This window comes from Streptomyces sp. NPDC052299 (assembly GCF_040679335.1).
GTDB lineage: Bacteria > Actinomycetota > Actinomycetes > Streptomycetales > Streptomycetaceae > Streptomyces.
In genome coordinates this window covers 93,546-115,447 of the sequence record NZ_JBFAUP010000018.1, presented here as the reverse complement: position 1 = coordinate 115,447, position 21,902 = coordinate 93,546, and the positions used below count along the sequence as shown (strand labels likewise).

Genomic DNA, 21,902 nt, shown 5'->3' with positions numbered 1-21,902 from the left:
TGGGCGCGCACCGCAGCAGGCTTGAAAGGGAACACAGCACGTATGGGTTTTGAACCGCCGCAGCGTCTGGTGCGAGCGCTCGGCGAGTCGTACGGGGATACGGCCGCCGGGGAATGGCTCGCGGGGCTGCCCGCACTGACCGAGCGGGCGCTGGCCGCGACCGGCCGCGACCCGGTCGTGGAGCGGGTCGCGGCCCCCGGCGGGCGCAGCAGCCTGGTTCTGCTGGTCCGGGGGGCCGACTCCACCCCGGCCGCCCTGAAACTGGCCCCGTCCGGTGCCGCGCCCGGCCTCGAACAGGCGGCGCTGGCGCACTGGAACGGCTGGGGCGCGGTCCGGCTGCTCGATCCCGCGGACGGCGGGCGGCCGGTGGCGGGCGCGCTGCTGCTGGAGCGGCTGCACCCCGAGATGTCGCTGCGGTCGCTGCCGGAGGCGAAGGCGCTCCTCGAAGCGGCCGGGACGGTGCGCCGGTTGTGGGTCGACCCGCCGGCCGGGCACGGCTTCGAGACGGTCGCCGAGCGGACCGGGCGGCGCGTGGAGGCCATGCGTGCCGCCGCCGCGTCCGACCCCGCGCTGGAGCCCCTGGTCACCGCCGCGCTGGCGGCCCGGGATGAGCTGGTCGCCGGGTCCCCGGAGACGCTGCTGCTGCACGGCAACTTCCGGCAGAGCAAGGTGCTCGCGGGTGAGCGGGCGCCCTGGCTGACGGTCGGGCCCGAGCCGCTGGTCGGTGAGCGGGCGTACGACCTGGCCCGGCTGGTCCGGGACCGGGTGGAGGACCTGATCGCGTCGCCCGCCGGGGCCACGACGGCGCGCCGCAGGGTCAGGAAGCTCGCGGACTCGCTGGACGTGGACCAGGAGCGGCTGCACGGCTGGACGCTGTTCCGTGCCGTGGAGTCGGGCACCCGGGCGCTGGCTGCCGGACGCCGCCAGGAGGGCGAAGTCACCCTGGAGTTCGCGGGCTGGCTGTAGGACGCGCGAGGGCCCCGCACGGAGCGTTCCGTGCGGGGCCCTCGCGCGTGAGGAGGGTCAGTCCTGCTGCTCGGAGAGGCGGGCGATGGCCTCCTCGACCGTCAGCTCCTCGCGCTCGCCGGTGCGGCGGTCCTTCAGCTCCAGGACGCCTTCGGCCGAGCGGCGGCCGGCGACCAGGATCTTCGGGACGCCGATCAGCTCGGAGTCGGTGAACTTGACGCCGGGCGAGACGCCGGCGCGGTCGTCCACCAGGACGCGCAGTCCGGCGGCGGCCAGCTTGTCGGAGACCTCCAGGGCCAGTTCGGTCTGGAGGGCCTTGCCCGCGGCGACGACGTGGACGTCGGCCGGGGCGACCTCGCGGGGCCAGCACAGGCCCTTCTCGTCGGCGGTCTGCTCGGCGAGGGCGGCCACGGCGCGGGAGACGCCGATGCCGTACGAGCCCATCGTGACGCGGACGGGCTTGCCCTGCTGGCCGAGCACGTCGAGCGCGAAGATGTCGGCGTACTTGCGGCCGAGCTGGAAGATGTGGCCGATCTCGATGGCGCGGTCGAGCTGGAGGCCGGTGCCGCACTTGGGGCAGGGGTCGCCCGCCTCCACCACGACGACGTCGAGGTAGTCGTCCACCTCGAAGTCGCGGCCCGCGACGACGTTCTTCGCGTGCTTGCCGTCCTTGTTGGCGCCGGTGATCCAGGCGGTGCCGGGGGCGACGCGGGGGTCGGCGATGTAGCGGACCTTCTCCAGGCCCTGGGGGCCGACGTAGCCGCGTACGAGGTCGGGGCGGCCGACGAAGTCCTCGGCGGTGACCAGCTCCACCACGGCCGGGGCCAGGTGCTCGCCCAGCTTGCCGAGGTCCACCTCGCGGTCGCCGGGCACGCCCACGGCGACGATCTCGCCGTCGACCTTCACCAGCAGGTTCTTCAGGGTGGCGGAGGCCGGCACGCCGAGGTGGACGGCCAGGGTCTCGATGGTCGGGGTGTCGGGGGTGTCCAGCTCCTCGACGGGGCCGGTGCCCGAGGCGTCGCCGGGGGCGGCGACGAAGGTGACGGCCTCGGTGTTGGCCGCGTAGTCGCAGTTCGGGCAGTCCACGAAGGTGTCCTCGCCGGCGGGTGCCGGGGCCAGGAACTCCTCGGAAGCGGAGCCGCCCATGGCGCCGGAGACGGCGGAGACGATGCGGTGGTCCAGGCCGAGCCGCTCGAAGATGCGGATGTACGCGGCGCGGTGCAGCTGGTACGCCTCGGCCAGGCCCTCGTCGCTGGTGTCGAAGGAGTACGAGTCCTTCATCTGGAACTCGCGGCCGCGCAGCACACCGGCGCGGGGGCGGGCCTCGTCGCGGTACTTCGTCTGGATCTGGTACAGGATGACCGGAAGGTCCTTGTAGGACGAGCACATGTCCTTGACGACCTGGGTGAAGATCTCCTCGTGCGTGGGGCCGAGGAGGTAGTCGGAGCCCTTGCGGTCCTGGAGCCGGAACAGCAGGTCGCCGTACTCGTCGTACCGGCCGCTCGCCTCGTAGGGCTCCTTGGGCAGCAGCGCGGGGAGCAGGACCTCCTGGCCGCCGATGGCGTCCATCTCCTCGCGCACGACGCGGGTGATGTTCTCCAGGACCTTCTTGCCGAGCGGCAGCCAGGACCAGATTCCGGCAGCGGTGCGTCGTACGTAGCCGGCTCGGACGAGGAGCTTGTGGTTGAGCGTCTCGGCGTCCGCCGGGTCGTCGCGCAGTGTCTTGATCATCAATCGGGACATGCGCTGGACCTGGGCCATGGTGAACTCCTGCTCGGAAGGGTGATGGGCCCGAGGTTAGCGGGGCGGCCCGTGCGGGCGGAAATCCATTCCCTCACGTACGGCGCAGTGGCAGGGGCGCTCCCATCACCGCGTACGGCTTGGGGGCGCTGGGGAAGAGCACCTGGCGGGCGAGGTCCTGGTAGCCGAGGGAGCGGTAGAGGCCGCGGGCCGGGCTCTCGGTGTCGATCGCGGAGAGGATCGAGCGGGGCTGGGCGACGGCGTCGGTGACGGTGGTGATCAGGGTGCGGCCGATGCCCCGGTTCTGGAAGTCCGGGTGGACGTGGAGCTCGGTGATCACGAAGGCGTCGTCCAGCCAGTGGGCGCTGCCGGTGGCGCGGAGGTAGGGCTCGACCACGGTGGACCACCAGTGGCCGCGGTCGTTGGGCATGCCGTAGACGAAGCCGACGAGCCGGCCCTCGGGCGTCAGGGCGCCGAGCGCGCGGGCGTGCGGGTGGTCGAGGTGGCGGAGGACGATGTGCCGGCGGACCTCGACCTCCGCGGTGCTGAGGCCGAAGGCGACGGCCTGGACGGCCAGCGCCTCGTCGACGCGGGCCGCGAGGTCGATCGGCCCGACCCGGACGCCGGTGGTGCGGGGGCCGCCCCCGGAATCTGCTGCCATGGGCCGACCCTACTGTCCGGGCGGCCGGGGCGTGGCCCGGTCAGAAGAGCACGCTCATGAAGGCGCCGGTCTCCCGGAAGCCGATGCGGCGGTACGCCTTGCGCGCGGGGGTGTTGTAGTCGTTCACGTACAGGCTGACGACCGGGGCGACATCGGCCAGCGCGTACCGCAGCACGGCGGCCATGCCGGTCTCGGAGAGGCCGCGGCCGCGGTACTCGGGGGCGACCCACACGCCCTGGATCTGGCACGCCTGCGGGGTGGTGGCGCCGATCTCCGCCTTGAAGACGACCTTGCCGTCGTCGATCCGGGCGAAGGAGCGGCCGGCGCCGATGAGTTCGGCGACGCGGGCCTGGTAGAGGAGTCCGCCGTCGCCGGCCAGCGGGGAGACGCCGACCTCCTCGGTGAACATGTCCACGCAGGCGGGCATCAGGATGTCCATCTCGTCCTTGCGGACGCGGCGGACGAGCGGGTCGGGCTCCACCTCGGCGGACGGGCTCTCGGTGACCATGAGGGGCTGGTTGGCCCGGACCTCGCGGGCGGGGCCCCAGCCCGGTTCGAGGAGGCGCCACAGCTCGGCGGTGGGCTCGGCGGGGCCGACGATCGAGGAGCAGCGGCGGCCGGCCCGGCGGGCGCGGTCGGCGAAGGCGCGGACGGCTTCGGGGCCGGCGCAGATGGGGACGAGGTTGGCGCCGGAGTAGCACAGGGAGCGGAGCCGGCCGTCGGCGTACCAGCCCCACATCTCGCCGCCGAGGCGCCAGGGATCGAGTCCGGCGATCTGCACGCGGGACGTCACGAAGGCGTTGGCCACGGGCTCGCTCTCCAGGACGGCGAGCGCGGCGCCGAGGTCGCTGGGTTCGAGGACCCGGGTAGTGGTGTGCGTCAACACGAGGGGGCCTCACCATGCGGTCTGCTGATTTCCGCACTGTAACCGAAGAGCCTGAGTGACGCCGCCCGTGCCCGGGAACAGCTGTGCGGCACCCGCCGGGGGCCCGCACGCGGCAGCGCCCCGCCGAGGGGTTCCTCGCGGGGCGCTGCCGGGGCCGGGGCGGGTCAGCTGACGGAGACCTCGGGCTCGCCGGAGGCGATGCCGTCCTTCTCCATCTGCTCGGCGATCTTCATGGCTTCCTCGATGAGGGTCTCCACGATCTTCGACTCGGGCACGGTCTTGATGACCTCGCCCTTGACGAAGATCTGGCCCTTGCCGTTGCCGGAGGCGACGCCGAGGTCGGCCTCGCGGGCCTCGCCGGGGCCGTTGACCACGCAGCCCATGACGGCGACGCGCAGCGGGACCTCCATGCCCTCCAGACCGGCGCTGACCTGGTCGGCGAGCTTGTAGACGTCGACCTGGGCGCGGCCGCACGAGGGGCAGGAGACGATCTCCAGACGGCGCTGGCGCAGGTTCAGCGACTCCAGGATCTGGATGCCGACCTTGACCTCCTCGGCGGGGGGCGCGGACAGCGAGACGCGGATGGTGTCGCCGATGCCCTCGCTGAGCAGGGCGCCGAAGGCGACGGCCGACTTGATGGTGCCCTGGAAGGCGGGGCCCGCCTCGGTGACGCCGAGGTGCAGCGGGTAGTCGCACTGGGCGGCGAGCTGGCGGTAGGCGTTGACCATCACGACCGGGTCGTTGTGCTTGACCGAGATCTTGATGTCGCGGAAGTCGTGCTCCTCGAAGAGGGACGCCTCCCAGAGCGCGGATTCGACCAGCGCCTCGGGGGTGGCCTTGCCGTACTTCTGGAGCAGCCGGGCGTCCAGCGAGCCGGCGTTGACGCCGATCCGGATCGGCGTGCCGGCGTCCTTCGCGGCGCGCGCGATCTCCTTGACCTTGTCGTCGAACTGCTTGATGTTGCCCGGGTTCACGCGCACCGCCGCGCAGCCGGCGTCGATCGCGGCGAAGACGTACTTCGGCTGGAAGTGGATGTCCGCGATCACCGGGATCTGCGACTTGGACGCGATGGTCTTCAGGGCGTCCGCGTCGTCCTGGGTCGGGCAGGCCACGCGTACGATCTGGCAGCCGGAGGCGGTGAGTTCGGCGATCTGCTGAAGCGTCGCGCCGATGTCGGACGTACGGGTCGTCGTCATCGACTGCACCGAGACGGGGGCGTCCCCGCCGACCGCAACCGATCCGACCTGGATCTTCCGGCTGACCCGCCGTTCGGCGAGCTTGGTCGGAACGGCGGGCATTCCGAGAGAAATCGCAGTCATGCGCTGAGCATCCCCAAGGTGTGGATCGAGGTCCCGGTATCGGCGGGCTCCGGCCTTCGAGGTTACGTCACCGGGGGCGGCCGGGAGCACACCGCGTCCGGCCCCGTACGGAATGTCGGCCGGCCGGACGCACCCCGCACACCACCGGTCACTCGTGGTGCACCGGGCGCGCCCGGCCGGTCCCGGTCAGGTGAGCTTCACCGGGTTGACCACGTCGGCGACGAGGACGAGCAGGGTGAAGCAGATGAAGACCCCGGCGACCACGTAGGCCACGGGCATCAGCTTGGCGACGTCGAACGGGCCGGGGTCGGGGCGCTTGAAGATCCGGGCCGCGTTCCGGCGCAGCGCCTCCCACAGGGCTCCCGCGATGTGGCCGCCGTCGAGCGGCAGCAGCGGGAGCATGTTGAAGAGGAACAGCGAGAGGTTGAAGCCGGCCAGCAGGAACAGCATCATCGCGATCTGGTTCTCCGCCGGGACGTCCAGCGTCATCACCTCGCCGCCGATGCGCGCCGCGCCGACGACGCCGACCGGGGAGTCCGCCGCTCGCTCGCCGTCACCGAAGGCGGCGTCCCACAGGGCGGGGATCTTCGACGGCAGGGCGACGATCGAGTCGACTCCGTTCTCGATCATGTCGCCCATCCGCACGACCGAGTCGCCGAAGGAGAGCGGGAGGATCTTCGTCTGGGCGGCGAAGCCGAGGTAGCCGGCCGTGACGAATTCGCCGGCGATCGCCTCGCCGTGGGAGTCCTTCTTGGCGACGGCGTTCTTCAGCAGGACCGCGTGCAGGGTCTTCTCCTGCCCGTCGCGCTCCACCGTGATGGTGGCGGGGCCGATGGTGTCGCGGATGCGGTCGGAGAGGGCGTCCCAGGAGTCGATGCGGTCGCCGTCGAAGGCGACGATCACATCGCCCTTCTTCAGCCCGGCGGCCTGGGCCGGGGAGACCGCGTCGGACTTCTTGCAGGTCGTGCGCTCGGTGCTCTGCGGGATGACGCACTTCTGGACGCCCGCGACCTCGGTGGTGTTGGTCTGGAAACCGAAGGTCATGGAGACGCCGAGGAAGATCGCGACGGCCAGCACCAGGTTCATGAAGGGGCCGGCGAACATCACGATGACGCGCTTCCACGGCTTGCGCGTGTAGAAGAGGCGGTCCTCGTCGCCCGGCTGGAGCTCCTCGAACGAGGCGGATCTGGCGTCCTCGATCATTCCGCGCCAGGGCGAGGTGGAGCGGGCCTCCAGCTTCCCGTCGGGGCCGGGCGGGAACATGCCGATCATCCTGATGTAGCCGCCGGCCGGGATGGCCTTGATGCCGTACTCCGTGTCGCCCTTTTTGCGGGACCAGATGGTGGGGCCGAAGCCGACCATGTACTGCGGGACGCGGATGCCGAAGAGCTTGGCGGTGGAGAGGTGGCCCAGCTCGTGCCAGGCGATGGAGAAGAGCAGACCGAACGCGAAGACGGCGATGCCGAGAATCGTCAGCAGGATCGTCGTCATGCTCATGCGCGTGCCTCCGCAATGGCCTTGGCCGAGAGTTCCCGGGCCCGGGTCCGCGCCCAGGTCTCCGCTTCGAGTACGTCCGCGACGGTGAGAGAAGTTCCCGATTCCGGTGTGCCGTGTTCGCCCACCACCGTGGTGACCGTGTCCATGATGCCGTTGAAGGGCAGCTTCCCGGACAGGAACGCGTCGACGCACTCCTCGTTGGCCGCGTTGAACACGGCGGGCGCGGTGCCGCCCAGCGCGCCGACGTGCCGGGCGAGACCGACGGACGGGAAGGCCTCGGTGTCCAGCGGGAAGAACTCCCAGGTGGACGCCTTCGTCCAGTCGAAGGCGGGCGCCGCGTCGGGGACGCGCAGGGGCCAGCCGAGGCCGATGGCGATGGGGCCGCACATGTCGGGCGGGGTGGCCTGGGCGAGCGTGGAGCCGTCGGTGAACTCGACCATGGAGTGCACGTACGACTGGGGGTGGACGACGACCTCGATGCGGTCGAAGGGGATGTCGTAGAGCAGGTGCGCCTCGATGACTTCGAGGCCCTTGTTGACCAGGGTGGCCGAGTTCACGGTGATGACCGGTCCCATGGCCCAGGTCGGGTGCGCGAGGGCCTGCTCCGGGGTGACCTCGGCCAGCTCGCTCCGGGTGCGACCGCGGAAGGGGCCGCCGGACGCGGTGACGACGAGACGGCGCACGTCGGCGCGGGTGCCGCCGGCGAGCGCCTGGAAGAGCGCGGCGTGCTCCGAGTCGACGGGGATGATCTGCCCCGGGGCGGCCAGCGCCTTGACCAGGGGGCCGCCGACGATCAGGGACTCCTTGTTGGCGAGCGCCAGGGTGCGGCCCGCCTTGAGGGCGGCCAGGGTCGGGGCGAGGCCGATGGAGCCGGTGATCCCGTTGAGCACGGTGTGGCAGTCGCTCGCGGCCAGCTCCGTCGCCGCGTCGGGCCCGGCGAGGATCTCGGGGACCGGCTCGCCCGCCCCGTACTCCTGGCGCAGCGCCTCGCGCAGAGCGGGTACGGCCTCGGAGGAGGCGACGCCGACGGTGCGCACCTTCAGCAGGCGGGCCTGCTCGGCGAGGAGCGCGACCCGGCCGCCGGCCGCGGACAGCGCGGTGACGCGGAAGAGGTCGGGGTTGCGCAGCACCAGGTCGATGGCCTGGGTGCCGATGGACCCGGTGGAGCCGAGGATGACGAGATCCCGGCGTCCGTCCACGGCGTCGAAGACGAGGTGCGGGTCGGCGAGAGGGGCAGGGCTGTCGGTCATGGGCCCCATTGTCGCCGCTCCCGCTGTGCGCGGGGACAGGGTGTCCCGGGTTGACCCGTCCGTGTCCCCGTCCCCGCCCCCTTCTCAGCCGGTGGCGGCGGCGAACGCCTCGTGGAAGCCGGGGAACGTCTTGCGCACGCAGCCCGGGTCGTCGTACGTGATGCCGGGGGTGCGCAGGGCGGCGACGGCGAACGACATGACGATGCGGTGGTCGCCGTGGGTCTCGATCTCGACGGGCCGGGGCGTGCCCGGCAGGATCTCGATCCAGTCGGGGCCCGTGGTGACCGTGATGCCCATGCGCCGCAGGTTGTCCGCGCACGCCTCCAGCCGGTCGCACTCCTTCACGCGGGTGTTGCCGACGTCCTCGATGCGGACGGGCCCCGAGGCGAACGGGGCGATCGCGGCGAGCGTGGGCATGGTGTCGGAGATGTCGCGCATGTTGACGGTGAGGCCGCTCAGGGTGCCGGTCGAGCGGACCGTGGTGGAGTCGTCGGTCATGTGCACATCGGCGCCCATGCGGCGCAGGACCTCGGTGAACCGCAGGTCCCCCTGGAGGGCGCCCCGGCCGAGCCCGGGGACGGTGATCTCGCGGCCGGTGAGGGCGGCGGCGGCGAAGAAGTAGCTTGCGGTGGAGGCGTCGGGTTCGACGGCGTAGGCGGTGGCGCGGTAGCCGCCGGGCTCCACGGTGAAGACGGTGCCGTCGGGGCCGCTGCGGGTGACCCGGGCGCCGAAGGAGCGCATCATCGCGAGGGTGATCTCGATGTAGGGCGCCGAGACGAGGTCGGTGACGGTGATCCGCAGCCCGGTCTCCGTGAGCGGGCCGAGCATCAGCAGGGCGGTGAGGTACTGGCTGGACTGCCCGGCGTCCAGGGTGAGTTCGCCGCCCTTGATGCCGGCGGCCTCGATGCGCAGCGGGTGGTGGCCCTCGGCCTCCTCGTGACGCAGGTCGACGCCGAGGGTGCGCAGGGCCTCGGTGAGCGGGGCGAGGGGGCGGCGGCGCATCTGCGCGGAGGCGTCGAAGCGGTAGCTGCCCCGGGCACCGGCCGCGGCGAGGGTCGGCAGGAAGCGTGCGGTGGTGGCCCCGTCACGGCAGTAGACGTCGGCCTCGGCGGCGGCGGGCCCGGCAGGGCGCCCGGTGATGTGCCAGGCGTCCGCCTCCTGCTCGACCCCGTAGCCGAGCGCGGTCAGACCGGCCGCGAAGCCCTCGGTGTCGTCGGAGCTCAGCGGGCGTACGAGCGTGCTGCGGCCGTTCGCGGCGGCGGCCAGGAACAGGGCGCGCGCGGTGACGGACTTGGAACCGGGGACATGGATGACGGTCACGGGCGTCCATCCTGCCGTGAACCCGGGCATGCGGGCGGGGCGCGTCCAGCGACTGGACGCGCCCCGCCCGCACCGGCCCGGCGGCTCAGCGGATCGGGCGGTGGACGTTCTCCTCGGTGGAGGGGCCGGGGGTGGCGTCGGCGATCCAGGGGCCCTCGCCGCTCGGGTCGACCACGCCTTCCTCCAGCCAGCCGTAGGTGCCGGACAGGACGCCCTCGACGACGCGCCGGTCGAGGTCGTCGGTGTTGGACCAGAGCCGGGTGAACAGCTCCTCGACGCGGATGCGGGCCTGGCGGCAGAAGGCGTCGGCGAGCTGGTACGCCTCGCGGCCGTGCTCGTCCGTGGCGCGCAGGTGCTCGGCGCGGACGCAGGCGGCGCTCATCGCGAAGAGTTCGGCGCCGATGTCCACGATCCGGCCGAGGAAGCCCTGTTTGGTCTCCATGCGGCCCTGCCAGCGGGACATCGCGTAGAACGTGGAGCGGGCCAGCTTGCGCGAGGCGCGTTCGACGTACCGCAGATGCGTGGCCAGGTCCGGGTGGCCGGCCGGGTGGAACTCGGCGTAGGTCGTGGGCAGCTGCCCGGGGCCCGCGACGAGCTTGGGCAGCCACTTGGCGTAGAAGCCGGCCGCGTTGGCGCCGGCCTTCGCCTTGGCGGAGAGGGGCTTGTCGGGGTCGATGATGTCGCCGGCGACCTTGAGGTGGGCGTCGACGGCCTCGCGGGCGATCAGCAGGTGCATGATCTCCGTGGAGCCCTCGAAGATCCGGTTGATCCTCATGTCGCGGAGCATCTGCTCGGCGGGGACGGCCCGTTCGCCCCGGGCGGCGAGGGACGCGGCGGTCTCGAAGCCGCGTCCGCCGCGGATCTGGACCAGTTCGTCGGCGATCAGGCAGCCCATCTCGGAGCCGTACAGCTTGGCGAGCGCCGCCTCGATGCGGATGTCGTTGCGGTCCTCGTCGGCCATCTGCGAGGCGAGGTCGACCACGGCCTCCAGGGCGAAGGTGGTCGCCGCGATGAAGGCGATCTTGGAGCCGACGGCCTCGTGCCGGGCGACCGGCCTGCCCCACTGCTCGCGGACGGCGGACCACTCGCGGGCGATCTTCAGGCACCACTTGCCGGAGCCGACGCACATCGCGGGCAGCGAGAGCCGGCCGGTGTTGAGCGTGGTGAGCGCGATCCTGAGCCCGGCGCCCTCGGGTCCGATGCGGTTGGCGGCGGGCACGCGCACCTGGTGGAAGCGGGTGACGCCGTTCTCGATGCCGCGCAGGCCCATGAAGGAGTTGCGGTGCTCCACGGTGATGCCGGGGGCGTCCGCCTCGACCACGAAGGCGGTGATGCCGCCCTTGCCCTCCGGGGACTTCGGTACCCGCGCCATGACGACGAGCAGGTCCGCGACGACTCCGTTGGTGGTCCACAGCTTCACCCCGTCGAGGACGTAGTCGTCCCCGTCCCGGACGGCGGTGGTGGCGAGCCGCGCGGGGTCGGAGCCCACGTCCGGCTCGGTGAGGAGGAACGCCGAGATGTCGGTACGGGCCAGCCGGGGCAGGAAGGCGTCCTTCTGCTCCTGGGTTCCGAACGTCTTCAGCGGCTGCGGCACGCCGATCGACTGGTGGGCGGAGAGCAGGGCGCCGATCGCGGGGCTCGCGGAGCCGGCCAGGGCGAGGGCACGGTTGTAATAGACCTGGGTCAGGCCGAGGCCGCCGTACTTGACGTCGATCTTCATGCCGAGCGCGCCGAGCTCCTTGAGACCGCGCACGACCTCGTCGGGGATCTTCGCCTCGCGTTCGATGAGGGCGCCGTCGACCCGGGTCTCGCAGAACTCGCGGAGCCGGGCGAGGAATTCCTCGCCGCGCCGGACGTCCTCGCCGGCGGGCTGCGGGTGCGGGTGGATCAGGTCCAGGCGGAAGCGGCCGAGGAAGAGTTCCTTGGCGAAGCTGGGTTTGCGCCAGTCCTGTTCCCGGGCGTCCTCGGCGACCCGGCGCGCTTCGCGTTCGGTGACCTTGGGCGTGGGCTGTTGTGCGGATGGAGCGGACATGAGGGCTCACCTCGCCGCGTCGTGGGGTGGGCGGACCCGGCAGGCGCACGGGCGGCGGGGTGCGTCCCGCCCGTGCTCACCTGTCCGGTTCTACTCGTCCGTATGTACCCGATTGCGGCCACCTCGACCAGCCTCGGGGCGCCGATCGGGTCGGTCGCCACTCAACTGCCCGCCACCGCGTGCGGCATGTGTCCGCGTGGGCGTCAGAGCGCGAGGCCCGTGAGGACGAGGACGCGTTCGTAGGTGTAGTCGTCCATCGCGTAGCGGACGCCCTCGCGGCCCACGCCGGACTGCTTGGCTCCGCCGTACGGCATCTGGTCGGCGCGGTACGAGGGGACGTCGCCGATGATCACGCCGCCGACCTCCAGCGCGCGGTGGGCGCGGAAGGCGGCCTGGATGTCATGGGTGAACACGCCCGCCTGGAGGCCGTACTGCGAGGCGTTGACGGCGGCGAACGCCTCGGTCTCGCCGTTCACCTTCTGCACGGACAGGACCGGGCCGAAGACCTCCTCGGTGGCGAGGGTGACGCCGTCGGGCAGTCCGGCGAGGACGGTCGGGGCGTACGTGGACCCGTCGCGCTTGCCGCCCGCGAGGAGCTGGGCGCCCGCCGCGACGGCCTCGTCGACCCAGGACTCGACGCGCCGCGCGGCGGCCTCGTCCACCAGCGGGCCGACGTCCGTGGTGGGGTCGGACGGGTCGCCGGTGACCTGGGCCCGCACGGCGGCGACGATCCTGGGCAGCAGCCGGTCGTACACGGCGGCGTCGGCGATGACGCGCTGGACCGAGATGCAGGACTGGCCGCCCTGGTAGTTGGAGAAGGTCGCGATGCGGGTCGCGGCCCAGTCCAGGTCCTCGTCGGAGGCGTAGTCGCCGAGGACGACGGCGGCGCCGTTGCCGCCGAGCTCCAGCGTGCAGTGCTTACGGGGCACCGAGTCCATGATCGCGTAGCCGACGGGGGCGGACCCGGTGAAGGAGATCACGGGCAGCCGCTCGTCCTGGACCAGGGCGGGCATCCGGTCGTTGGGGACCGTGAGGACGGACCAGGAGCCGGCCGGGAGGTCCGTCTCGGCCAGCAACTCGCCGAGGACCAGCGAGGAGACGGGCGTCGCCGGTGCGGGCTTGAGGATGATCGGGACGCCGACGGCGATGGCCGGGGCGACCTTGTGGGCGCTCAGGTTCAGCGGGAAGTTGAAGGGCGCGATGCCGAGGACCGTGCCGCGCGGGAAGCGCCGGGTGAGGCCGAGGCGGCCGGTGCCGCCCGCGTCGGTGTCCAGGCGCTGGGCCTCGCCGCTGTTGAACCTGCGGGCCTCCTCGGAGGCGAAGCGGAAGACGGACACGGCCCGCCCGACCTCGCCGCGCGCCCACTTGATGGGCTTGCCGTTCTCGGCGGAGATCAGCTGGGCGATCTCCTCGGTGCGCTCGGCGAGGCGGCGCGCCACGTGGTCGAGCGCGGCGGCGCGGACGTGGGCCGGGGTCGCGGCGAACTCCTCGCGCACGGCGTGTGCGGCGGCGACGGCCTCCTCGACCTGGGCCTCGGTCGGGACGGAGACCGTCCCGACGAGACGCCCGTCCCAGGGGTTGGTGACGTCGAAGCTTTCCTCGCCGGTGGCCTGGCGGCCGGCCAGCCAGAAGGCGTGGGTGGAGGTCATGGAGTCCGGCCCTTCGATGGCGTGGGGTGTGTCGGCCCCCACGGTAGGGCCGCCGGGGGCGCCTGGCGTTTGTCCTGCGTGGAGCAGAGCGGGTCCGGGATGCGCCCTATTGGCCAGGTGGTGGTGTGGTCACCTTGAGGGCGAGCCACAGCTCCATCCGGACGTCCGGGTCGTCCAGCGAGCGCCCGAGGATCTCCTCCACCCGCCGCATCCGGTACCGCAGGGTGTGCCGGTGGACGCCCAGGTCGGCGGCGGCGGCGTCCCACTGGCCGTGGTGCGAGAGCCAGGCGCGCACCGAAGCGACCAGATCGCCCCTGCCCTTGGCGTCGTGCTCGTACAACGCGCGGAGCATCCCGTCCGCGAAGGCCCGCACGGCGTCGTCGGCGAGCAGCGGCAGCACGGACCCGGTGGCCAGCTCCGCGTGCTCGACCAGCGCCCGGCCCCGGCGGCGGGCCACCGAGAGGGCCTGCTCGGCCTGCTTGTACGCGGCGGACACGGCGACCGGGCCGGCCGGGGCGGACATGCCCACCACGACGTCGCTGTCCTGGGCGGCGGCCGGCTCGCGCGGGGTCAGCTCGTCCTGCGCCGCGGCGTACGCCTGGCAGGCGGCCACCGCGGCCCCGCCGTCGGCGGCCAGCACCAGGAGCCGTTCGCCCTCGGGGACCATGAGCAGGGTCTCGCCTGACCGGTCGGCCGCGGTGTCGAGGGCGTCGGCCAGGAGCGCCGTGGCCGAGGGGTCCTGGCCCTCGGCGATGAGCAGCCGGAAGGGGGCGTCGAGCAGCCCGCCGTAAAGGTCCCCGGCGACCGCGCGGGCGTGGTCGGGCTGGCCCGCGAGCAGCATCCGCAGCACCGCCGCGCCGAGGCGCTGCTCGGCGCCCTGGAGGGCGCGGGAGCGGGCGGTGGTGAGGGTGAGCAGGGCGACCGCCGAGTGCACGGCGTACCGCTCGGCGGTGCCCAGGGCGGCTCCGGTGCCGACGGCGAGGGCGCCGCGGACCCGGCGGCCGGTGCCCAGGGACTGGAGCTCGACGCGGTCGTCGGTGTCGCCGACGACCATGCTGGCCGGGGCGGGGCGGGCGCGCAGCCGCTCCACCTCGGGGGTGAGCCGGGCGGCGCGGCGGGCCGCCCAGTCGGGGGCCGCGGCCACGACGGCCCCGGCGGTGTCGTAGAGGGCGGCCCAGCCGTTGACGTGGGCGGCGAGGCGGGTGAGGAGGGCGGCGGGTCCGTCCCCGGCGAGCGCCGCACTTGTCAGCTCCCGCTGCGCCTCGAAGCCGGCCGTGACCGCGCGGTACTGGTCGGCCGCGATGTGCGAGGAGACGGCCTTGGCGATGGCGATGAAGGGGGTGCGGCGGGGCACTTCGAGCAGCGGCAGCCCGGCCTCCTCGGCGGCGCCGATCAGGGGCCGGGGCACCTCGTCGTAATTGACGCCGACGGCGAAGCCGAGACCGGCCACTCCGGCGTCGGCGAGCCGTCGCACGTAACGCCCCATCGCCTCCGGGTTCTCCGCGTCCAGGTTGGTCGCGGTGACCAGCAGCAGTTCGCCGCCCTCCATGTAGGGGACGGGGTCCGTCAGCTCGCTGGCGTGCGCCCAGCGCACCGGTGTGTCGAGGCGGTCCGCCCCCGCGCGCACGGTGAGTTTGAGCGCCGAGTGCTGGACGAGCGAGGCGAGCGTGGGCGGCATGGGGGTGAGGGCCTTTGGCAGGGGGTGATTTTCGCCGTCCCGTATGAACGGCTCACTTCGATTCTGCCAGGGTGGCAGAGTCCCTGTCACCGCAGCCACTCGTGTCCCGCACCCCTGCCGGCCGCTCCTCCCCCGTGGTCAGCCGCCCAGTCGCACGAGCAGCGGGGGCATGTGCTCGCCGTCCACGCTGGTGAGCGAGAGCACGGCGTGGCCGTGCGGCAGCTCGTAGGCGAGCGCGGAGGCGGACCACCGCTCCCGTTCGACCTGGCGCACGGTCACCGCGTCCGTGGTGACGGCCTTGCCGGTGGCCATCTTGCGCAGGGAGTGCAGGGCGCGGGTGAGCGGCTGGTCGGCGAAGACGCCGTGCTGGGCGACCTCGCGGACCTCCACCCACTCCTTCCCCCACGCCTCCGCGAAACGCTTGCCGTCCCAGGTGGTGAGGCCGGGGAAGACCATGGTGCAGCCGAACGCCCCGAGCAGCGCCGTGTGCAGCCCCTCCGGCACGTCGTCCAGGGTGCGCAGGGCCAGGACCGCCCCCGCGTTGACGGACCGGAGGCGTCGGATGCCCCGGACCGTCTCGGGGGTGACGGTGTGGGTGGCGTCGTCCAGGACGAGGCAGACGAACAGCGAGCGGTCGGTGCGGGCGGCTGTGACGGCGTTGAACTGGGCGAGCAGCAGGCGGGCCAGGATGCGGGACGCCTCGGCGTGGGCCCGCTCCGGCAGGTCGACGCGGACCCGCAGCGGGTGCCGCCCCAGCGAGCGCAGCGAGAACGGCCGGGCGTCCTCGCCGGTGGCGAAGAACCCCGCGAAGGCGGGCCGGTCGAGGGTGGCGATCCGGTCGGCCAGGACGGCGGCCGGGTCGGCGCCGCCGCCCGCCTGGCGGGCCCTGGCCTCCAGCTCGCGCAGCATCGCCCGGTGGCCCCCGGCCTCCAGGGCGTCGCGCAGGGCGCCGAGGGCGGCGGCGGAGCCTTCGAGGAGTTCCCGGAGTTCGGGCACGGAGGGGAAGCGGCCGTGGACCGTGCGGAACGGGCCGAGCAGCTGCCCGAGGGCGGTCGCGGCGCGCCTGGTCTCCAGGGCGGCGACGTCCCCGGCCAGCCCCTCGGCGAGGGCCGCGGCGGCCTCGTCCGGGTCGGTGGTGCCGCCGTACAGGTCGAAGTCGTGCAGGGAGGCGGGGTCGCCGATGCGGATGACGACGTCGTAGGCGTCGTCCGGGCCGAGCCCGCCGCCCGCCGCGCCGACGGCGAGCACCGCGGCCTGGCCGGTGAGCGCCCGCAGCGCGAGGGCTTCCACGACGGGCCCGACGACCCGCTCGGTCTTGCCGGAGCCCGGCGGGCCGACGAGCAGCAGGGAGGTGCCGAGCGACGCGGGGTCCAGCGCCGTGCCGGAGCCCCGGCGCGGGTAGGGGTTGCGCGGGTCGTCGGCGCACTCCCCGATGCGGACCTGGCCGGTGAGCGGGTCGTGGATAGCGGTGCGCCGGGGCACGTCCCGGAAGCCGGAGGGGTGCAGGAAGGCGTCGGCGCCCTTGCGCAGCACGGTCTCGGTGAAGGAGGCCAGCCGGTCGGGACGGCCGCGCGCCCCGGTCCAGGCGTGGCCCACCCGTACGCAGTCCACGTCGTTCATCCGGCCCGCGTACACGGCGGCGGTGAGCGCGTCGGCGGCGTCGGCGGAACCGGCGGCACGCAGTTCGGGCCACTGGGCGCGCGGGGGGCCGTCGGCCGGAGCGGGGGCGGCGGACGTGCTCTGGGCGCCCGGCGGGCGGCCGGGCGTGCGTCCGGCCCGGAAGTCGCGGAGGGCTTCTCCCCAGTGCGCGGCCCGGGCGATCGGCCACACGACGATGGCGGTGGTCAGCGCGTAGCAGGTGTAGGCGGCCACGGTGGCCTTGAACTGGTCGCCGCTGAGCAGCCACCCCTGCGCCGATCCCATGAGCACGAGCAGCAGCGGCACCTTCGGGGTCCAGGCCAGCCACAGCAGCACCACCGCGGCGGCCACCGACAGCGTCAGCCTGACGCGTTCGTACCGCTCCCCGGCGAAGTACCGCAGGACATGGGCCCAGCCGCCGATCCGGGCGGCGTAGAAGCCCAGGACGAGGACCAGGACCTCGTAGTACAGGGTGGTCGAGTCGACCACCAGACCGGGCGCGTCGTCCCGCAGACCGCCCATGACCCACCACTTGGGTCCGGTGATGATCTCGATCGGCTTGAACACATAGGGGACGGCGCGGGCCGAGAGCAGCAGCCACAGCAGCAGCCAGAGGATCAGCGTCGCGGCCGGGCCCACCAGTGAGGGCCGCGCCTCGCGCTCCGCGGGCCGGGGCACGAATCCGTACCGCCAGACGCCGGGTCCGGCCTCGGGACGCGGGGCGTTGAACCAGTCGGCGGTGGGCGAGGCGGTGCCCGGGGCCGGGATGTGCGCGAGGGGCGGCGGCGTGGCGGGGGGCCGGGCGGGCGGCGGGACCGTGGGCGGGTAGGCGGGCGGGGCGGCGGGCGGCGGACCCGCCGGACGCGGTACGGAGCCCGCGGCCCGGGCGTCGGGCGGCGGCGCGCCCCGCGTGTCCCACGCGCCGTGCGTACCGTCGTTGTCCATGAACCGTTGCCCCCTTGACCAGCCAGGTCCGTCACTGCACCGGTCAATCTAGTGCGCGCACACGGTGAGTTCAGCAACGCGCCCGGATGGTGACCGCCGCGGTCGCGCCGCGCGCCCGCACACCGCCTTCTGTCCTTCGCGGACAACGACACGTACGCGACCACTACCGATCGGAGCATGCCCCGCCCCGGGCCCCGCGCCTAGCCTGCACAACGAAGAAGCGTCCGAAACACCCCCAGGAGCCCCGCATGACCGAAATCCCGCAGGAGCGCCGACTCGTCACCGCCATCCCCGGTCCGAAGTCGGTCGAGCTGCAAGACCGCCGGCTCGCGGCGGTCGCCGCGGGCGTCGGCTCCACGCTGCCGGTGTTCACCGCGCGGGCGGGCGGCGGGATCATCGAGGACGTGGACGGCAACCGGCTGATCGACTTCGGTTCCGGCATCGCCGTGACCTCGGTCGGCGCCTCCGCCGAGGCCGTCGTGCGCCGGGCCTCCGCGCAGCTCGCGGACTTCACCCACACGTGCTTCATGGTCACGCCGTACGAGGGCTACGTGGAGGTCTGCGAGCGGCTCGCGGAGCTGACCCCGGGCGACCACCCGAAGAAGTCCGCGCTGTTCAACTCGGGTGCCGAGGCCGTCGAGAACGCGGTGAAGATCGCTCGCGCGTACACCAGGCGCACCGCGGTCGTCGTCTTCGACCACGGCTACCACGGCCGGACGAACCTCACGATGGCGCTGACCGCCAAGAACATGCCGTACAAGCACGGCTTCGGCCCGTTCGCGCCGGAGGTGTACCGGGTGCCGGTGGCGTACGGCTACCGCTGGCCGACCGGCGCCGAGAACGCGGGCGCGGAGGCCTCCGCCCAGGCCATCGACCAGATCAGCAAGCAGATCGGCGCGGAGAACGTCGCCGCGATCATCATCGAGCCGGTGCTCGGCGAGGGCGGCTTCATCGAGCCGGCCAAGGGCTTCCTGCCGGAGATCGCCCGGTTCGCGAAGGACAACGGCATCGTCTTCGTGGCCGACGAGATCCAGTCGGGCTTCTGCCGGACCGGGCAGTGGTTCGCCTGTGAGGACGAGGGCATCGTCCCGGACCTGATCACCACGGCCAAGGGCATCGCGGGCGGCCTTCCGCTGTCGGCCGTGACCGGCCGCGCCGAGATCATGGACGCGGCGCACGCGGGCGGCCTCGGTGGTACGTACGGCGGCAACCCGGTCGCCTGCGCGGGCGCGCTCGGGGCGATCGAGACGATGCGCGAGCTGGACCTGAACAAGAAGGCGAAGCGCATCGAGGAGGTCATGAAGGGCCGCCTGGAGGGGATGCGCGCGCAGCTGCCGAACGGCGGGCTGATCGGTGACATCCGGGGCCGCGGCGCGATGATCGCGATCGAGCTGGTGAAGCCGGGCACGAAGGACCCGCACCCGGAGGCGGCCACCCGGCTCGCGAAGGCGTGCCACGCCGAGGGCGTCCTCGTCCTGACCTGCGGCACCTACGGCAACGTGCTGCGCTTCCTGCCTCCGCTGGTGATCGGCGAGGACCTGCTGAACGAGGGCCTGGACGTCCTGGAGGGCGCCTTCGCCGGGCTCTGAACCGGGGTTCCGTGTGCGCCTGTGAAGAAAAGGTGGGGGGCCGATGGCGGGATACCGTTCCCGCTATCGGTCCCCCCTTCGCCTGACGTACGGTTTTCGCAGATGAGAGAAACACCCCGCCCGCAGGGGACTGCGGGTGAATCCGGGTCGGAGCTCCCCCAGCACCGTCCCGGGCGTGCCTTCGCGCACACCACTGGGGCATCACGCTCCGGAACTCCTCACCGATCGGATGGCCGCCCGCCCCACACCCCCCGGGGCGCGCGGCAAACCGGTCCACTCGCCCGCTCCGGAACAACCCCCCCAGTTCCGGGGCGGGCGGCTTTTCTCGTTTCCCTGGTGTCGGGCCTGTCGGCCCTCTTCGCGCTGACCACCTGGCAGGTCGCCGCCGACGGTCCGCTGCGCGGCCTCGACGAGCGCGCCGGGCGGGCCGTCGTCGGACTCGGCCCCCGGTGGCTCACCGAATTCCTCGCCGATCTCGGCAACATGCAGGTCGCCCTTCCCGTGCTGGCCTGTGCGGCCGGCTGGTCGCTGCTGCGCGGGCGGCGGTGGGAGGCACTGGGCGCGGCGCTCACGATGGCGGCGGCGCCGCTGCTCGTCGTACCGCTGAAGGACTGGATCGCCCGGCCCGGGCCGCTGACCGAGGCCACCGGCTACTACCCGTCGGGGCACGCGGCGACGGCGGCGGTCGCGTACGGGGCTTCGGCGCTGCTGCTCGCCGGGCGGGGGCGTCACGCGTGGATGATGCCCGTCGCCGCCGTTCTGCTGACGGTGGCGACGGGCATCGGTCTGGTGCTCCGCGGCTATCACTGGCCGCTGGATGTGCTGGGCAGCTGGTTCCTGTGCGGGCTGCTGCTCCTGCTGGTGTACGGGGTGATCAGCCGAAGTAGGCGTCGAAGTTCTTCGAGAACTCCCAGTTGTTGAAGCGGTCCCAGTTGATGGACCAGGTCATCAGGCCGCGCAGGCCCGACCAGGTGCCGTGGGTGGCGTAGGAGCCGCAGTCGGTCTTCTTGGTGAGGCAGTTGAGCGCCTTGGTGACCTCGGCGGGCGAGGTGTGTCCGTTGCCCGCCTGGGTGGAGGCCGGGAGGCCGATCGCGACCTGGTCGGGGCGCAGTCCGGGGAAGACCTTCGTCTGGTCACCGGCGACGGGGAAGCCGGCCAGCAGCATGTCGGTCATCGCGATGTGGAAGTCGGCGCCGCCCATCGAGTGGTACTGGTTGTCCAGACCCATGATGGAGCCCGAGTTGTAGTCCTGGACGTGCAGCAGGGTCAGGTCGTCGCGCAACGCGTGGATCACCGGCAGGTAGGCACCGGCGCGCGGGTCCTGGCCGCCCCAGGGGCCGGAGCCGTAGTACTGGTACCCGAGCTGGACGAAGAAGGTCTCCGGGGCCATGGTGAGGACGAACTTGTCGCCGTACTTGGCCTTGAGGGTCTTCACCGCCGAGATCAGGTTGACGATCACCGGGGTGGTCGGGTTCCGGAAGTCGGTGTCCCCGGTGTTCAGCGAGAGCGAGTGCCCCTCGAAGTCGATGTCCAGGCCGTCGAGACCGTACTCGTCGATGATCTTGCTCACCGAGGAGACGAACATGTCGCGGGCGGCGGTGGTGGCGAGTTGCACCTGGCCGTTCTGGCCGCCGATGGAGATCAGGACCTTCTTGCCGGCGGCCTGCTTGGCCTTGATGGCCGCCTTGAACTCGGCCTCCGACTCGACGTTCGGGCACTCGGTGACCGGGCAGAGCTTGAAGCGGATGTCACCCGAGGTGACGGAGGTCGGCTCACCGAAGGCCAGGTCGATGACGTCCCAGGAGTCCGGCACGTCCGCCATGCGCGTGTAGCCGGAGCCGTTGGCGAAGCTGGAGTGCAGATAGCCGACGAGCGCGTGGGCCGGCAGCTGGGTACCGGTACCGCCGTCGCCGCCCTTGCCTGTGGTGGCCGACACCGCGGCCGACTTGGCGGACTCGCCCGCCTCGTTGACGGCGCTGACCTGGAAGCTGTACGCGGTGGAGGCGCTGAGGCCGGTCACGGTGGCCGAGGTCCCGGTGACGCTCTGGACCTTGGTGCCGCCCTGGTAGACGTGGTAGCCGGTGGCCCCTGAGGAGCCGGCCCAGGACAGGGCGACCGAGGAGGAGGTGACCGTACCGGTCTTGAGGGCCGTGGGGGCGGAGGGGAGCACGACCGGGTCGCCACCGGGGCCGATCAGGCTGATGTCGTCGGCGTAGTAGGCCGGAGTGCCGTACCAGCCGTGGGTGTAGATGCTGACCGAGGTGGTGGACGGCCCGGTCGTGAAGGTCGTCGTCAGCTTCTGCCAGCCGGGGGCGGACTGCGTCCAGGTGGAGACGTCGGTCGTGCCGGTGCCCGCGGCGCCGAGGTAGACGTAACTGCCCTGCACCCAGGCGCTCAGCGTGTACGTGGAGCCGGGCTTGACCTTCACGGACTGGGAGCACCGCGCGTTGTCGCTGCCGGCCGGGGCGGCCTTCAGCGCCGAAGTCCCGCCGTGTACGGGGCTGCTGACGGCCGTTCCGCTGCCGCCGGAGCAGTTCCAGCCGGAGAGCCCGGCCTCGAAGGTGCCGTTGCTCGCCACCTCGGCGTCGGCCGCGGCGGCGGTGGGAGCCGAGGCGGCGAGACCGCCTGCGGCGAGGAGGGCGGCCGAGAAGGCGGCCACCAGTCCGGTCATGCGGGCGGGGGGTCTTGTGCGTTCCACAACGGCCTCCGTACAGGGGGGAATTGATGCGGCG

At 72.8% G+C, this 21,902-nt stretch carries 15 protein-coding genes; 3 read left to right on the top strand and 12 right to left on the bottom strand.

What is annotated here, in order from left to right; translation table 11 throughout:
• The first annotated feature begins 42 nt into the window (after positions 1-42).
• Entirely contained in the window at positions 43-966 is a 924-nt protein-coding gene (locus AB0L33_RS27405) for an aminoglycoside phosphotransferase family protein (RefSeq protein ID WP_365685672.1), read from the top strand.
• A gap of 57 nt (positions 967-1,023) precedes the next feature.
• On the opposite strand, the gene AB0L33_RS27400 is transcribed toward AB0L33_RS27405, so the two are convergent.
• The 11 genes from AB0L33_RS27400 to AB0L33_RS27350 all read right to left on the bottom strand — a co-directional run bounded on the left by AB0L33_RS27400 (position 1,024) and on the right by AB0L33_RS27350 (position 17,581).
• Entirely contained in the window at positions 1,024-2,727 is a 1,704-nt protein-coding gene (locus AB0L33_RS27400; protein WP_365685670.1) for a proline--tRNA ligase, read from the bottom strand.
• Positions 2,728-2,800: 73 nt separating this feature from the next.
• Complete coding sequence (locus AB0L33_RS27395; RefSeq protein WP_365685668.1) at positions 2,801-3,367, bottom strand: GNAT family N-acetyltransferase; 567 nt, start codon at positions 3,365-3,367, stop codon at positions 2,801-2,803.
• 40 nt (positions 3,368-3,407) lie between these two features.
• Positions 3,408-4,253 carry a GNAT family N-acetyltransferase gene (locus AB0L33_RS27390; protein ID WP_365685666.1) on the bottom strand — a complete coding sequence of 282 codons (846 nt, stop codon included), beginning with the start codon at positions 4,251-4,253 and terminating at the stop codon, positions 3,408-3,410.
• 164 nt (positions 4,254-4,417) lie between these two features.
• On the bottom strand, positions 4,418-5,572 hold the full coding sequence (gene ispG, locus AB0L33_RS27385) for a flavodoxin-dependent (E)-4-hydroxy-3-methylbut-2-enyl-diphosphate synthase (protein WP_365685664.1): 1,155 nt from the start codon (positions 5,570-5,572) through the stop codon (positions 4,418-4,420).
• A gap of 186 nt (positions 5,573-5,758) precedes the next feature.
• The gene (locus AB0L33_RS27380) at positions 5,759-7,069 is read right to left on the bottom strand and encodes a site-2 protease family protein (protein ID WP_365685663.1); all 1,311 of its coding nucleotides are present in this window, start codon (positions 7,067-7,069) and stop codon (positions 5,759-5,761) included.
• A complete protein-coding gene (gene dxr, locus AB0L33_RS27375; protein ID WP_365685662.1) occupies positions 7,066-8,328 on the bottom strand; it encodes a 1-deoxy-D-xylulose-5-phosphate reductoisomerase in 1,263 nt (420 codons plus the stop codon). The genes AB0L33_RS27380 and dxr overlap by 4 nt, the downstream gene beginning before the upstream one ends.
• A gap of 75 nt (positions 8,329-8,403) precedes the next feature.
• A complete protein-coding gene (aroA, locus tag AB0L33_RS27370) occupies positions 8,404-9,639 on the bottom strand; it encodes a 3-phosphoshikimate 1-carboxyvinyltransferase (protein WP_365685661.1) in 1,236 nt (411 codons plus the stop codon).
• Positions 9,640-9,724: 85 nt separating this feature from the next.
• The gene (locus AB0L33_RS27365) at positions 9,725-11,671 is read right to left on the bottom strand and encodes an acyl-CoA dehydrogenase family protein (protein ID WP_365685659.1); all 1,947 of its coding nucleotides are present in this window, start codon (positions 11,669-11,671) and stop codon (positions 9,725-9,727) included.
• A gap of 203 nt (positions 11,672-11,874) precedes the next feature.
• Complete coding sequence (locus AB0L33_RS27360) at positions 11,875-13,320, bottom strand: aldehyde dehydrogenase family protein (RefSeq protein WP_365685657.1); 1,446 nt, start codon at positions 13,318-13,320, stop codon at positions 11,875-11,877.
• 106 nt (positions 13,321-13,426) lie between these two features.
• Positions 13,427-14,998 (bottom strand): PucR family transcriptional regulator, encoded by a 1,572-nt coding sequence (locus tag AB0L33_RS27355; protein WP_365685655.1) that lies wholly within the window; start codon positions 14,996-14,998, stop codon positions 13,427-13,429.
• A gap of 138 nt (positions 14,999-15,136) precedes the next feature.
• On the bottom strand, positions 15,137-17,581 hold the full coding sequence (locus AB0L33_RS27350; RefSeq protein ID WP_365685653.1) for an ATP/GTP-binding protein: 2,445 nt from the start codon (positions 17,579-17,581) through the stop codon (positions 15,137-15,139).
• A 248-nt stretch (positions 17,582-17,829) separates the two neighbouring features.
• Here AB0L33_RS27350 and gabT point away from each other — a divergent pair, with 248 nt between their 5' ends.
• A complete protein-coding gene (gene gabT / locus AB0L33_RS27345; RefSeq protein WP_365685651.1) occupies positions 17,830-19,170 on the top strand; it encodes a 4-aminobutyrate--2-oxoglutarate transaminase in 1,341 nt (446 codons plus the stop codon).
• Positions 19,171-19,272: 102 nt separating this feature from the next.
• On the top strand, positions 19,273-20,091 hold the full coding sequence (locus AB0L33_RS27340) for a phosphatase PAP2 family protein (RefSeq protein ID WP_365685648.1): 819 nt from the start codon (positions 19,273-19,275) through the stop codon (positions 20,089-20,091).
• On the opposite strand, the gene AB0L33_RS27335 is transcribed toward AB0L33_RS27340, so the two are convergent.
• Positions 20,045-21,868 (bottom strand): glycoside hydrolase family 18 protein, encoded by a 1,824-nt coding sequence (locus AB0L33_RS27335; protein WP_365685646.1) that lies wholly within the window; start codon positions 21,866-21,868, stop codon positions 20,045-20,047. The two genes, AB0L33_RS27340 and AB0L33_RS27335, sit on opposite strands and share 47 nt — an antisense overlap.
• Positions 21,869-21,902 lie beyond the last annotated feature (34 nt).

Excerpts from the sequence above, each read along its gene's own strand:
- ispG (WP_365685664.1), bottom strand. The coding sequence starts at position 5,572 with ATGACTGCGATTTCTCTCGGAATGCCCGCCGTTCCGACCAAGCTCGCC.
- gabT (WP_365685651.1), top strand. The coding sequence starts at position 17,830 with ATGACCGAAATCCCGCAGGAGCGCCGACTCGTCACCGCCATCCCCGGT.
- AB0L33_RS27400 (WP_365685670.1), bottom strand. The coding sequence starts at position 2,727 with ATGGCCCAGGTCCAGCGCATGTCCCGATTGATGATCAAGACACTGCGC.
- AB0L33_RS27365 (WP_365685659.1), bottom strand. The coding sequence starts at position 11,671 with ATGTCCGCTCCATCCGCACAACAGCCCACGCCCAAGGTCACCGAACGC.
- AB0L33_RS27405 (WP_365685672.1), top strand. The coding sequence starts at position 43 with ATGGGTTTTGAACCGCCGCAGCGTCTGGTGCGAGCGCTCGGCGAGTCG.
- AB0L33_RS27340 (WP_365685648.1), top strand. The coding sequence starts at position 19,273 with ATGAGAGAAACACCCCGCCCGCAGGGGACTGCGGGTGAATCCGGGTCG.
- AB0L33_RS27360 (WP_365685657.1), bottom strand. The coding sequence starts at position 13,320 with ATGACCTCCACCCACGCCTTCTGGCTGGCCGGCCGCCAGGCCACCGGC.
- AB0L33_RS27395 (WP_365685668.1), bottom strand. The coding sequence starts at position 3,367 with ATGGCAGCAGATTCCGGGGGCGGCCCCCGCACCACCGGCGTCCGGGTC.
- dxr (WP_365685662.1), bottom strand. The coding sequence starts at position 8,328 with ATGGGGCCCATGACCGACAGCCCTGCCCCTCTCGCCGACCCGCACCTC.
- AB0L33_RS27355 (WP_365685655.1), bottom strand. The coding sequence starts at position 14,998 with ATGCCGCCCACGCTCGCCTCGCTCGTCCAGCACTCGGCGCTCAAACTC.
- AB0L33_RS27380 (WP_365685663.1), bottom strand. The coding sequence starts at position 7,069 with ATGAGCATGACGACGATCCTGCTGACGATTCTCGGCATCGCCGTCTTC.
- AB0L33_RS27350 (WP_365685653.1), bottom strand. The coding sequence starts at position 17,581 with ATGGACAACGACGGTACGCACGGCGCGTGGGACACGCGGGGCGCGCCG.